Source organism: Lysinibacillus sp. FSL K6-1151, from assembly GCF_038630755.1.
Classification (GTDB): domain Bacteria; phylum Bacillota; class Bacilli; order Bacillales_A; family Planococcaceae; genus Lysinibacillus; species Lysinibacillus fusiformis_D.
In genome coordinates this window covers 3717002-3730857 of sequence record NZ_CP152040.1, presented here as the reverse complement: position 1 = coordinate 3730857, position 13856 = coordinate 3717002, and the positions used below count along the sequence as shown (strand labels likewise).

The window sequence follows — 13856 nt, the reverse complement described above, 5'->3', positions numbered from 1 at the left end:
AATTCCTCCTCCGTACTGCTTACAGAGACAGAGTGTAAGGTGAGTAGTACCTTACATACTTATCATATTATTTATAGTGTTTATAGACAAATTAGAGTTTGTAGAAAAATAAAAAGAACAAGTCTAAAAAAGAGCTTGTTCTAATAGTTCATATATTATTAAACATTAGCTTTGATTTCCTCTGTTTCAACAATAAAAACCATCACCGCTATATTTATTATTATCCTTCACTGTGCTAAGACATCCTACCGCTTCACCAGCGACGGAGAATAATTTTTCGACCTCCCAACTGGGCATATATCATTAGGAGTTACTCACTTCTCGACATCATAGTCATTGGCAATTCTCCCATTTCAGTTTATTTCCATAGAAGTTATCAAGATCATCAAACGAAGCTCTGAAGACATTTAAATTAAAGTCAGTCGGCTCCAGCGTACCTTGAATGAATCCCAGCATGTCATTCGAGACGTTAGAAGCATCCACAGCCCATTCGTTCACCACTTTATATACTTCTTTGTCATAAGCCGTTTTTTTAGTTATAAGGACCGATGTAGCTAAGTTCTGTGTGATGCCGTTATAAGCGTTGATTGCGTTATCGAAATTTAGTGATCCACCTTCATTAAGTGCCACTCGTTTAAACTCAAGGTAATTAGCATACATTTCGTCTAAAGCAATTGCGTATTCAGGTGATAGACAAGATTTATCAGTAGCTGGCTTGTTTATTACCTCAACTGCTTCTACCTCTTTGGTTTCTATCACCTCAGGATTTTCACCTTCTGGGCTCAAACTTTCTTGTTTGTTCTCTGTAAGATAACCATTGGTTGATAAGAGATACCCTATAACTACAATAGCCATCACTATAATAGATGTTAAAATTGCAATTATTACTTTGTAAACGTTATTCTTTTTCATTTTTCAATAACCCCCAAATTATGCCTTGAAATATAACCATTCTGCCCTAAATACATCTTTTATTTGATCGAATTTATAGGATTTTACTTCAAAAATAAGCATTCCTAATTGTTGATGAAAAACATAATATCAGATTCATACCTAAACGCTTCATTAAATATATTTATTGGCATTTATTGTAAATTAAAGGCTTTATTTTTTAAATGCATCTTTTAATATTGTTAATAAAAAGTTCTTTTATTTAACATCTCATTTTGGTTTAATTTTGCATAAAACCACATTACATCATTAAATATAAAAACTTAACTTATAAAATTATTATATACTATAGTGGTAGTTAAGTGGTAACTTATCCCTAATTATCTAATTCTTCTGTAGTGTGAGTATAGAGAGCAGTTTAGTTTTAATATCCAAATGCATGGATAGTCTTTAAGTAAATGCCGAAGATATGAAGAAACCCCGTTTTTTTTAAATTTTTAGTAGGTAGAATGTGGCGATGTCGGTATTTAAACGAGCCCTCCTCTGACATTAATAGATATTGAGGTAGCCTTTTATAAAAACGATAAATGAAAAACTGAAAATTAAATGATAGCAATAATCCGCCTGAATTATTGATTGACCACAGATAACGTGTATGGATCTTTAGAAGAAATTTTTATTGAGTATACAAGATTTCTTTATCAAGGATAAACAACGATTCAACACTATATGTTTTCTAGTATGCCAAGTCAAACAAAATAACTTTATAGATTAGATGAAAACTTTTACTTATACCTATTACTAGCTATATACAGGGATTGCTGAAGCGGAGTTTTTTCTAAATAGGATTTAAGACAATTAGAAAAAGCTCAATGCATTGTAATTTCTAATTCTATGTCAATATTTGCGATTACCGCATACTTTTTAATTATAATTTCAGCTTATTAACAATATCAAAATTCCTTATATATTAGGGGGCGGTCTATATTTGAAAACTTAAATTGTTTTTGGTTATTTTATGATTATTTACTATGTAAATTGTAAATTATATCAAAATTTTGTTTTTATAATATGTGTTAAAAATAAGTAATTATATTATGTAATTATATTATTCATGGTTCCGCTTATAGCATAGCTTTCAAATGGATTATTAAAAAATCAGTAGTGAGTATGTACTTTTCGAAAAGTATTTTTTTGTCTTTAAAGTGGAGAGAGCAATTTATATAGCAATACTTAGAATTGGAGGAAGTTAAAAATGGGTAGGAAACAACCTATAGGATTACACAAAGCACAGAAATTTATAATTATTATTAGTGCATTTGTGTTCACTTTATTTTTGGCTATTAAAACGGTGGATTTTACCGATCAAATTCGATTTTTTTCCTTATTGAAGGATAAACAGTTTTTCACTTCTGTTGATAAAAACATTAAAAGTTTATATAATCCAGATTCAAATCAGTTGGATTTATCATTATTAACGAAAATTATATCGTTTGTTAATGAAGTAATATTGTTATTAATATTGTTATTATTAATATATTATTTTGTGTTATTTCTAATGAAAATTTTAAATACTGATTTATTGAGACAATTTACCTTATTATTTAAACTAATGAAACATAATTTAACTTATATCTCTTCGTTGGAAAAGATTTTAATAAAAGGTCTATATACTGTACCCTTTTTATTGCCGCTAATTTTTAATTTTGATTGGAACGCAGCTTTACTAATTATCATTGTTTTGTTAATATCATTTCTCTTTGTGAAATATTTATATGTAAAGACATTTAAAATCATTGCTATAAGTCTAGTAATTACCATCATTTTGGATTTTATAGTCATTTGTAATTTTCCTATAGAATATAAAAAATTATTAGTAATGATGGATTTATTTACGGCTACATATTCTTTTATAAGTATGATGGTTATTATAATTTGGGTATTTTATCGAACGATTAAGTTTGAATATTTAATAGCAGATTTAGAGAAAAAAATTTTGTTTGTTGAATATTTTACTGTTGATAAAAAGATTGGCTTTTATTCATCATTAGAGATTAGTTTTTTTAAGCGAAAAAGATATAGTAGGCGAGAAATTGCGAATGAGAGAGCGCGAATAATTAAACGCCGTAATAGTATGAATTTATATATAAGTTTTTATATTACAGTAATTGTATTCGCAACAGCATTATTGTTATTGAAAGTTTCTAATGACTATTTTTTAAAATTTTTAATCATGTCACTTCTGTTTATTTCCACAAGATTTTTAATGAGAGGATATGAGATTTTAAAAGCGTTTATTGCCGATGTAATTTCGGATCGCATAAAGTCGTCTTCTTTAAACTCAATGGATAGAATATTACTGATTATAAAAAGTCTAATCGAGATTGCGTTTCTATCATTCATTGTGAAGGTAACTTATTATTATTTAGTGAATGATTTAAGCAGTAGTTCGATTGAAGTTAAAAATATAATTAATTTGTTTTTGGGAAGCTTCGCTACACAATTATTTAATGTATCATATTCCCTTGATCAAGGTATATTCTTTGGAATTATTCACATAATACAAATCATAATTTCAAGTTGTTTAATCTTATTCTGTTTTGCGTTATATAGCGGCAAAATAATCAAATATCCTAAATATGAAGTAACCAAAAACTTATTAGGTAAGTTTGAAGTTTATGAATATAATGATCAAACAGGTAATAATATAGTTGAGTTTGAAAATTTATTACAACTGAGAAGAGATTTAAGCACAGCTAAAAATAGTAAAATTATGTATATGAATATAAAAGAAGCATATAATTATTTATTAGATTGGGAACAAAAAAATGATGAATTAAAGTCATATTTGCAGAAATAAAAAAGCTTTATTTGATGATTTTAAAGTATAAAAGTTCCATTTTTTTGTGAAGTTTTAATATGGAAATCCTGTTATTTCAATTCTTTCGGACAAGCTTAATAAAGTCACATAATATCTTAGCTGTTTAAGTAATAAATACTTTACAGAAAATGTGACGGTGAGTTGTTAATGATTCCAGTAAAATATTTTTCAAGAGACTAGTTGGTTCATTAAAGTACATGTGAGTAAAGCACAACCTCCAGCCATATAATATAGCATGAATGCACCTAGTCTAGGCTAGGTGCATTTCATGTTGTTGAAAAAAGATGATGTCAACGGCAGAAAAAGCAAATTTGCAAGGTGAGAGGTTGATTTCCGTTCCGCCAGCGCCCTTTCCAGGGGGCGTCCGATGAGCCGCTTCACTCACTCACTTACGCTCGCTCCAGGGTGAGCTGCACCCAAAATATTGGACTTAAAAATCTACTATAGGGGGTGCAGGTAGTGATTTCTGATGAACAAAAATTAGCCGCAGTTCTAGCTTACTTTGAAGAAAAAGAAAGTCCGTATCAGATTGCCAATCGATTACAGAGGGATCGACAGTACATTCGATTATGGATTGAATTATATCGCTATCATGGCATCGAAGGAATTATTCGTCCTCAAGGGTTCACGAATTACGAAGATTCTTTTAAAATAAAAGTAATTCAACACCTGATAGAGACGGGCGATTCGCTCCTTCAGACTGCTGCGAAGTTTAATATTCCTTCCCGTGAAACCATTCGGAGATGGAAAAAACAATGGATGTCAACGGCTGGTGAGGTGCTCTATCAAGTAGAAAAGGAGCGCCAATCAATGCCAAAAAAACAACCAGCTTCGTCCGATTTAAATGAAAAAACAACGGAAGAGTTAAAAGCGGAAATTGAGTATTTACGGATGGAAAATGCCTATTTAAAAAAGTTGAAAGCCTTAGTTCAAGAAAAGGATGCCTTCAAATCCAAGAAAAAGTAAGAGCTGTTGATGAGCTAAGGTTGGATTTCCCTCTTCAAGCTCTATTAAAAGTGGCAAACATCAAGAAAAGCACATATTATTATCACCTTCACAAAAGGACAACACCCGATAAATATGAGCAGATCAAAGAACGAATTCAGACGCTTTTTCATTACCATAAGGGGCGTTATGGCTATCGTCGTATTTGTTTAGCCCTCCGAAATGAAGGGTTTTTCATCAACCATAAAACGGTCCAACGATTGATGCAAGAATTGGGCTTAAAAGGGACGGTACGCCCTAAAAAATACCGTTCGTATAAAGGGACAGTCGGCTATGTCGCAGAGAATATCATCCAACGTGATTTTGAAGCCACTGCACCCAATCAGAAATGGGTAACCGATGTAACGGAGTTTAAAATAAACGGTCAAAAAATCTATATATCCGCTGTATTAGATTTATTCAATCGAGAAATCGTTGGGTATGAGGTATCAAAATCACCTAATTTTGAGTTAGTCCAACAGTCTTTGAAAATGGCGTTTACGTATACACAGCTATCAGAAAAGAGTGGCTTAATCATCCATTCTGATCAAGGATGGTTATATCAAATACCACGTTTTAAAGCGTTATTGGCCACTTATGAAATCAAGCAAAGTATGTCACGGAAAGGGAATTGTTTAGATAATGCCGTGATAGAAAGCTTTTTTGGCATTATGAAATCAGAATTTCTATACGCAACAACGTTTAAGAACTACGAAGCATTCAAAAAAGCGTTAGTAGACTATATCCACTACTACAATCATGAACGGATAAAAATAAAACTCAACGGAAAAAGTCTAGTTGAGTTTCGAAGAGTTTCTTAAAAGTTCAAATTTTTGGGGTCAGTTCACCAAATCCCCTAGGAGTGACGCTGGCTCCACTCCAATCAACCATTCTGCAAAGTGTCTTTACTTTTTTTCATAGTAGTAGAGCGATCAAATAGCCCACTATCTGTATTCTTAGAGGGGATAAACTCTTATTTTCAATATGGAGAAGTGATGCGTGACACACCTCTTCATAAAAAGTAGTGAACACCTTCCCTTTATTTGAAAACCTTTACTAAAAAGAAATATTTTTATGGATTGGAGTGGAGGGCTACTTGACTCCCGTGGGATAGCGAGACAGGCGAGCCCCTACACGGAGCGGTAGCGGAGGAAGCGGCTCGGCGCTCGCCCACAGGAAAGCAAGTAGCCTGCAACGGAAATCTATTTTCACCTTTCACAAAAAGTCTATTGATGGTTTTGTTTTTCAACACTATGGAATGAGGCTGGGACATAACTCATTTTATTGAGAAAAAGCAAAAAATGAATGTTATTTTTGTAATTTATTAAAGTATATGTGTTCTAATAACGCAAAAAAATGTTAGACCAAACTTGTAAATGGTCTAACATTTTTTCTTTTGTCCCAGCCTCATTTTCTTTCAATGTAATGTCAGCATGTATGTTCATTTCAAAACTACCTCAAATAGAAGGTCTTCTCCCCAACCTAAAATTCATATACATAAAATAAAAGCTAATGGGAGTAGTGATTATTGGACAAACAACATCATAAGTACAGATGGGTTGTGTTTGTTGCTGTATTGTTTACCTATTTGTTAATGGCAAGTCAGCGAACTGCTCCAGGGTTAATTACGGACCAATTGATGAAGGATTTTGGTGTGACAGCATCGACGATCGGGTTATTGACGAGTATACAATTTTTTGTGTATACAGGTTTGCAGATTCCGATGGGGATTTTAGCGGATCGGTTTGGGCCGAATTTTTTTCTTATCGTTGGTGCTGCCCTTACAGGATTAGGTACAATTCTTTATAGTTTAGGTACACATGAATTCGTACTGTTTTTCTCTAGAATGCTTACTGGGGTAGGGGATGCGACCATATGGGTGAATATGGTGCTCATTTTGGCGCAATGGTTTCAGAAAAAGGAGTTTGTCCGATTAATTGGTTTTGCTGGGATGACCGGGAGTCTTGGTTTCTTATTGGCGACAGTCCCTTTTGCGACTTTGATCCTGTTATTTGGTTGGCGGATCACATTTTTTTCAACGGGGCTCTTATTATGCTTATGTGGAGTGCTTCTTTATTTTGTGCTTGTGAAAACTACAAAACGAATTTTTGCAGAAGAATTAGTCGTTGTAAATGAAGAAGTACAACGTGAAAAAACCTCTGTTTTATTACGCAGAATATGTTCGAGTCGACAAGCGTGGGCTTTATTTTTTTGTCATTTTGGTGTTGTGGGAGGCTATGTTGGCTTTATCAGCTCGTGGGCTGTTCCGTATGGGATCAATATGTATGAGATGACACGTGCAGAGGCAAGCCAGCTCATTATGATTGGATTGATTGGGGCACTGATGGGAGCTCCGTTAACGAGTTGGGTTGCAGGTTGGTTAGGAACGATTAAAAAGCCTTATATTGTTGTTCATATTGCAGTTTTAGTGTGTTGGTTTGCCTTTCTTTTATGGAAAGGGCATCCATCCATTTTCATGCTCATTGTCCTGTTCTTTATCATCGGCTTTGGATATGGTGCAAGTGCCCTAACTTTTGCAGCTGTTCGCCAAACTTTCCCTTTAGCTGAATCAGGTATCGTTTCGGGGTTTGCCAATACAGGGGGCTTTCTAAGTGCAGCATTATTACCCATTATGTTTGGCTATATTTTGGATTATTTTCAGTCTGCTTCAGGCAATATCGGTGAGGGATATTACTATGGTTTCATCTCGCCAGTCGCATTCTCTGTTATGGGCTTAATTGGGGTGATGTTGTTTAAGGAAAGGCGTGTGGAAACAGGAGGTTGAGAACATCCTTTTATCCTACTTATAAACAGAGCATAGATTTCGAAGGTAACTATTTAAATAAAACTGCGCCATAATGTAATGACAAAAGGGAATACCTGTACTCAAGGTAATTCCCTTTTATTGTACAAAACGAATCCATATTACTCCTTCAACGTAATCATTGCAGTATAAATTTACTATCTTATTGATTAAAATTACATAGAAATGTAAAATGTATATATTGAGCTTTTTGTAACATATTTCATAATTAGGTATTTAAAAAGATGTTTCCTCTGAGTAGGATTTATTTTTTATGAAAAGATTGATAAATAAGAATAGTACCAATGGATCGTTATTATTTTTTGCATTCAAGAACAAAAGATTTTCTATAGCAATATTACATAATGGGGAAAGCGTAAAGGGGTAATGAGCAGTGTTAAAAGTTAAACATGTTGCAATCGGTGTTGGTCTCATTTTAATGTTGTCTGCTTGTAATGATGAAAAAGTTATAAAAGAAAAAAATATGGAAAGCGGTATTGAGGCAGAGATTTTAACATTAGAAACACTTATAAAAGAAAGGAAATATGAGGATCTTTTAGTTGAAATGGAAACTTTAGATGTATCAGAATCAGAAATTGATAAAGTTAGAGCAGTTGGGACAAAATTTGTAGATCAATTAATACAGGAAAAAAATGTACAATTCTTGGGATCTAAATATAACAGAATGAGAATCGTTTTGAATCGTGAAGATTGGAATAAGGTTGTAAAAATTATAGAAGAAGAGAAAAAGTTAAAATTAGATGAGATGGAACAAGCAGTCAGAACAAAAGATTTCCTAAAAGTTCAAGAACTATATGAGAATACAAAAGTACTAGAAGACAATGAAGAATTTTTAGCAATGTATAATTATGCTTTATATTTACAAACCGATCAGAATTCCTATAAGGCTTCAGGAGCACTAGCACTTGCTGTAAATCCTAAATACTTTGGAAGAATGAGGGATGAAATTGTAGCAGGAATAACAAATACGTCTTATGCCAATCCATCATCGTTTGGGCCAATAACTCTAAATGATTGGGGATGGATAGAACATGAATATCGAAGTAATTTATATACAATGGAGAGAAGAGCTGAAGAAAAAAAAGTAATGAATGAAAAAATTGAAAATGCAAGGGGGATGAATCCTACACTTGGAATGACATATGACGAAGTATTAGCATCACTATGGGGCGCACCTTATGATATTAATAGAACAGTAACAGAATACGGGTCTTATGAACAATGGGTTTATGGAAACGGGCAATATCTTTATTTTGAAGATGGTATATTAACTAGTTTCCAAGATTAAATAATTCTTTTAGGAGTTTAAATCAATTTCACAAATGCATTTTATTATTTACTGTTCGTAAATGTATAAAAATCGTTTGAACGTTGGTGCTCCATCTTCTGAATGATCCTAACTCAATTTCAAAAAGGGAACATCTAAGTTTTAGATTGTTCCCCTTTATTTCATTGGTCAATAATATGTTTTTCCTTATTTAATATAGGAATAACTAAAAATGCGTAGCGAACTCAAATATTACCCTATCCCATATAAACACTCTCACAAGTATCTGGAGCTGGTTCATAGAAGCAATGATTTTTGAATTGACCAGTAAACGGCTGGCCGTACCATGTTGGGGGACATGGGGCATATGGATTGAAGTACCAGAGTGCATATTTTGCTGGATGATCTCGCCAGAAGTCTAAATTTTGTTTCGCTAATCTTTTTTCGGTTTCTCTCGCTCTTTGGTAAAACATATTGCCTTTTTGAACGGCTTCAAAAGAATAATTTCCACCTTGTACCTGGTAAATAACTTGTTCAATGGTTCTAACATCGTTGAAGTCTAAACAAGATGCTACTGCACGATTGACAATGACGTTGCCAACGTATAGCATACCCTGTTGTCCTTCACCCTCAGCCTCAGCTCTCATCATCCTTGCCATTAAAGCAACGTCTGCATCGCGGTATTTTACTCTTGGCATTTTTACACCTCCACCCTATAGTATGAAAAAGATCAAGGCTAGTTTCGCTTTATCTAGAAATTCGTTGTTTTTCATACTACTCAATAAAAAAACGCCATCATTGCAGTGTACAAAACAGCAAGCTGGCGTCTTTAGATTAAAAATTCTTTTTAAAATAAGGTGTTTTTTTCAGTACAACACATACTGGAATGGCGATCATTAAGCCGACAAAGTTTTGAATGACGTCTCCTGGAATGGATGCCATCGGTGCAATCCAGCTATTGAACATAATGGCTTGCCCAACATAGTAAACGGCAATCATCACAGGCATGGATACGACGGCCCCTAAAATATTCAGCCCAAGATTATCACCTGTATGTCCTTTTGACCAGGCGATTTTACCAACGATGAAGCCTTGTAATGCACGTGAAATAATAGTAGTCGGTGCCCAGATTAACCAGCCGCCTACGATATCGAATAAACCCATTCCGATGGCTCCAGCAAGTGCCCCTTTTTTAGGTCCGAATAAAATGGCTGAAATGAAAAGCATGGATGTCCCTAAATGAATAAGTCCGCCTTGCCCGATCGGTAGCTTAAGATTGATGAACATGGTAGCTACGAAAACAAGTGCTGCTAAAATAGCTGTAATGACTAAATCAAATGTTTTCGTGCGTGATTTTGTAAAGGATGATGGCCTTTGTATATTTTGCATTTGTCTCTTCCTCACTATGATGAATATTTTGATGATTTTTACTTTAGCAAAGGACTGACTGTTGTGAAAGTGTCAATTTTATAAAAAAATTAGAGGTCAGATTGAGGTTATTTTCGCATCTTTCTAATTGTGATACGATGAGGTAAGTATAAGCAGGATGAGTTAGGTGGAATGAATGATGAAAAAAGTTGCTGTAATTCAAGATATGTCGTCCTTTGGGAAGTGCTCGTTAACGGCTGCGATACCTGTACTGTCTGTAATGGGCGTACAAGCAGTACCGCTTCCAACAGCTATTTTAACGGCGCAAACAGGGTATTCGAGTTTTTATTGTGAGGATTTAACGTCAAAGATGGACTATTTTGTAGATGAGTGGAGCAAGCTAGGAGCTACCTTTGATGGCATTCACACAGGATTTGTCACAGGGAAGGAGCAAATCGATAATATCTTTCGTTTTTTAGACGTGTTTCACGCCAATGAAACGACATTGCTTGTTGACCCAGTGATGGGCGATCATGGCGAGGTTTATAAAATGTTTACGGGTGAGTTACTTGATCGAATGAAAGAGTTAGTGAAGTGTGCTGACATTATTACACCAAATGTTACGGAATGCTGCTTGCTTACAGGTTTGTCGTATGAGAAACTACAGCGCTATCCAAACGATATCGAGTATATTCAGGGTCTTGAAGAGGCAGGACAACAGCTACAACAGGCGACTGGAGCGAACGTCATTATTACTGGGTTGAATCCACCAACAACAGCTGCGGGCAAGCGTTATGTTGGCAATATGTTTGTCGATGCGGAGCGGTCTTTCCATAGTATTCGCAACTATAACGGTGAGAGCTATTCAGGTACAGGTGATCTATTTGCATCCGTTGTGATGGGCGGCATGATGCGTGGGCAAGATTTAGTGGAGTCTATGAAGCTGGCAGAGACATTTTTAGCCGCCGCGATCGAAGCTACATCGAAGGAGCAAGTTCCACGCGAGGCAGGCGTACATTTTGAACAGTTTTTACGCATGCTACTTTAGATTATTATTGATTTCCTCTATTGGATATTTGAAAAAGGGTCATTTGATTTTCTTGAAGGATTGATAAATTTATGAGTGGCGAGGGGGCTAATATGAGCTTACACGCCGCTTTTATTTTAGGGCACTATTTGTGACTAAATAATGTGCGTAGAATTTAAAGTTAAATATTAAAAAATACAATTGAGGTTATAAGTTTGATATGGGCAGCCTTTTTAATTTCTATTAGCTAAGTTTATTACTTAATCGTGTGCAAGCAGCGTATCTTTCTCTTTTCACTTTGTATTAAAATATTTTGAACAAGCGATTGTGAGCTTACTCGTTTTGGGAAGTTAAGTGTTGTTAGGGTGCAGAAAAAACGTAGTGTGCTGTAATAAAAGGTTTCTTCTTATTTCGTCATAATAAAAATGTTATAATGAAAAGGAAAGCCAGTTTTGATTGAAGTACAATCAAAATTGGCTTTGGTTCTGTTCAACCTCATGTAATACCTTGTTATTTTTTATCACTGTATAATGAGAAAGTGGAAGTTGGTGTAATATGAAGAATCGTAGTCAAATTAAACAAGACCGTGCTCATGAAACGCGTAGGACATTAATTGAGGCTGGGAAAAAAGTATTTTTCGAACTGGGCTTTCAGAAATCAACGATGAAGCAAATTATTAAGGAAGCTGGTGTTGGGCATGGCACAGCTTATGTTTATTTTTCCAATAAAGATGCACTTTTAATAGAAATAATCGATTCGCTTCTTGAAAAAATGTACAATATTGCGAAGTTAAGCTTTGTTCCGAAATCAAAGGAAGAAGCAAGAGAGCAAATTACATTCCAGGTAAAGGCATTCAATAAGCAAGGTATAGAAAACGAGAAGCTCATGAAGCTGGTTCTTGAGGCAATAGGGAGCTCAGAGGAAATTCGTCAAAAATGGTCTCTTGTTCAGCAACACTTTATTGATCATATTGAGAAAGATATTTTATATGTGCAAAATAATAATATTGCATACGCCCATCTAAATGCCAAAGATGTTGCAAATATGTGGTATCACATTAATGAGAGTTTCCTTTGGCGTTGCTTGCAAGACCCAAATGTCTCAATCGAGCAAAATGTAGAATTAATGGTACATTTTTATATGAAAGGCCTCTATACTGATTAACCTCCCCCTGTTGGAGGTTTTTTCTGTTTTATGTATTAAAAATCAATTTTAAAACATAAAAATTCTTTTTTTAAAAATATTGACACTGTGTCACTTTTTGATAAGATGAATATAAGGTGGTTAAAAGATGACCATGCTACCATTATTTTAGAAAGGTGAGGTGTTTAATATGGAGTTTAATCCTACAAGAGAATACGCAGCTTTTTTAGACAAAAATGATGATTTACAAGGATTTAGAGAACAATTTTATCTTCAGCCAGAGACCATTTATTTTGATGGGAATTCATTAGGGCTTTTATCAAAGAAAGCTGAGGCAAGTCTGTTGACGCTTTTAGATTCTTGGAAACAGTACGGCATTGATGGGTGGACGCAAGGGGAATATCCTTGGTTTTATTTATCTGAGCAAGTGGGTGCTCAGCTGGCCAAGATTGTAGGCGCGAAACCAGAGGAGGTCATTGCAACAGGTTCTACTACTGTGAATATGCATCAAATGATTGCAACATTTTATAAGCCAACAGGTAATAAAACAAAAATTGTTATTGATGAATTAAATTTCCCAACTGACTTATATGCAGTACAAAGTCAATTAGGTTTGCATTATGAAAATATTGAGGAGCATATTCAATATGTTCGTAGTAAGGACGGGCACTTTTATGCGCATGATGATATTGTATCTGCGATGACAGATGATGTGGCATTGATTATCCTTCCTGGTGTGTTATATCGAAGTGGCCAGATTCTTGATATGGAAGCGCTAACAAAGGAAGCGCATCAGCGTGGTATTCTAATTGGCTTTGATCTTTGTCATTCAGTGGGTTCTATAGAGCACTCACTACATGACTGGGATGTGGACTTTGCCTTCTGGTGTAATTATAAACATTTAAACGGAGGTCCTGGTGCTGTCGCTGGATTATTCGTCAATGAGAAGCATTTTAATACAAAGCCAGGCTTGGCAGGTTGGTTTAGCTCGGCTAAAGAAAAGCAATTTGATATGGAAACAAGCCTTATACAGGCACCAGATGCAGGTGCTTATCAAATGGGCTCACCACATTTATTAAACCTTGCGCCACTGCTAGGTGCGTTGGAACTCTTTAATGAAGCAGGCATTCAACGTATTCGTAAGAAATCAATTCAGCTAACAGAGTATTTCATTGCACTATACTATCAATATTTGGGCGAATATGGTTTCGAAGTTAATTGCCCAGTAATCAATGAGCAACGAGGTGGACATATCTTTTTAACACATACAGAAGCGGCTCGTATTTGTAAGGCATTAAAAGCGAAGGGAGTTATTCCTGATTTTAGAGCACCAAATGGTATTCGTATCGCACCTGTGGCACTTTATAACACCTTTGAAGAGGTGTATGAAGTCGTTCAAATACTAAAAACAATTATGGATGAAAAATTGTATGAGCAATTCAAAAATGAACGGGAAATCGTTGCATAATAA

General features: G+C 34.7%; 11 protein-coding genes. 8 read left to right on the top strand and 3 right to left on the bottom strand.

The window, feature by feature from the left end; translation table 11 throughout:
• Window positions 1-333: 333 nt before the first annotated feature.
• A complete protein-coding gene (locus MHI04_RS17990; RefSeq protein WP_036122920.1) occupies window positions 334-912 on the bottom strand; it encodes a hypothetical protein in 579 nt (192 codons plus the stop codon).
• 1234 nt (window positions 913-2146) lie between these two features.
• On the opposite strand from MHI04_RS17990, the gene MHI04_RS17985 reads away from it, so the two are divergent.
• The 5 genes from MHI04_RS17985 (at window position 2147) to MHI04_RS17965 (ending at window position 8868) form a co-directional block, all read left to right on the top strand.
• Complete coding sequence (locus MHI04_RS17985) at window positions 2147-3751, top strand: hypothetical protein (RefSeq protein WP_342535066.1); 1605 nt, start codon at window positions 2147-2149, stop codon at window positions 3749-3751.
• A 480-nt stretch (window positions 3752-4231) separates the two neighbouring features.
• A complete protein-coding gene (locus tag MHI04_RS17980) occupies window positions 4232-4738 on the top strand; it encodes a helix-turn-helix domain-containing protein (RefSeq protein ID WP_342535065.1) in 507 nt (168 codons plus the stop codon).
• Entirely contained in the window at window positions 4723-5577 is an 855-nt protein-coding gene (locus tag MHI04_RS17975) for an IS3 family transposase (RefSeq protein ID WP_342535783.1), read from the top strand. Before MHI04_RS17980 ends, MHI04_RS17975 begins: the two co-directional genes overlap by 16 nt.
• A 707-nt stretch (window positions 5578-6284) precedes the next feature.
• Window positions 6285-7541 (top strand): MFS transporter, encoded by a 1257-nt coding sequence (locus MHI04_RS17970; RefSeq protein WP_342535064.1) that lies wholly within the window; start codon window positions 6285-6287, stop codon window positions 7539-7541.
• A gap of 412 nt (window positions 7542-7953) precedes the next feature.
• Window positions 7954-8868: a hypothetical protein gene (locus MHI04_RS17965; RefSeq protein WP_101966552.1), complete on the top strand. Its 915-nt coding sequence runs from the start codon at window positions 7954-7956 to the stop codon at window positions 8866-8868.
• Window positions 8869-9104: 236 nt separating this feature from the next.
• On the opposite strand, the gene MHI04_RS17960 is transcribed toward MHI04_RS17965, so the two are convergent.
• Both MHI04_RS17960 and MHI04_RS17955 read right to left on the bottom strand, forming a co-directional pair.
• Window positions 9105-9545, bottom strand: coding sequence for a cell wall hydrolase (locus tag MHI04_RS17960; protein ID WP_036122904.1), 441 nt, complete (start codon window positions 9543-9545; stop codon window positions 9105-9107).
• A 136-nt stretch (window positions 9546-9681) separates the two neighbouring features.
• Window positions 9682-10236 carry an ECF transporter S component gene (locus tag MHI04_RS17955; RefSeq protein ID WP_036122901.1) on the bottom strand — a complete coding sequence of 185 codons (555 nt, stop codon included), beginning with the start codon at window positions 10234-10236 and terminating at the stop codon, window positions 9682-9684.
• A gap of 178 nt (window positions 10237-10414) precedes the next feature.
• Here MHI04_RS17955 and MHI04_RS17950 point away from each other — a divergent pair, with 178 nt between their 5' ends.
• The 3 genes from MHI04_RS17950 (at window position 10415) to kynU (ending at window position 13853) form a co-directional block, all read left to right on the top strand.
• On the top strand, window positions 10415-11263 hold the full coding sequence (locus MHI04_RS17950) for a pyridoxamine kinase (protein ID WP_342535782.1): 849 nt from the start codon (window positions 10415-10417) through the stop codon (window positions 11261-11263).
• 534 nt (window positions 11264-11797) lie between these two features.
• Complete coding sequence (locus MHI04_RS17945) at window positions 11798-12406, top strand: TetR/AcrR family transcriptional regulator (RefSeq protein ID WP_036122895.1); 609 nt, start codon at window positions 11798-11800, stop codon at window positions 12404-12406.
• A gap of 160 nt (window positions 12407-12566) precedes the next feature.
• Window positions 12567-13853, top strand: a complete 1287-nt coding sequence (gene kynU, locus MHI04_RS17940) for a kynureninase (RefSeq protein WP_170829884.1) — start codon at window positions 12567-12569, stop codon at window positions 13851-13853.
• Window positions 13854-13856: the final 3 nt, after the last annotated feature.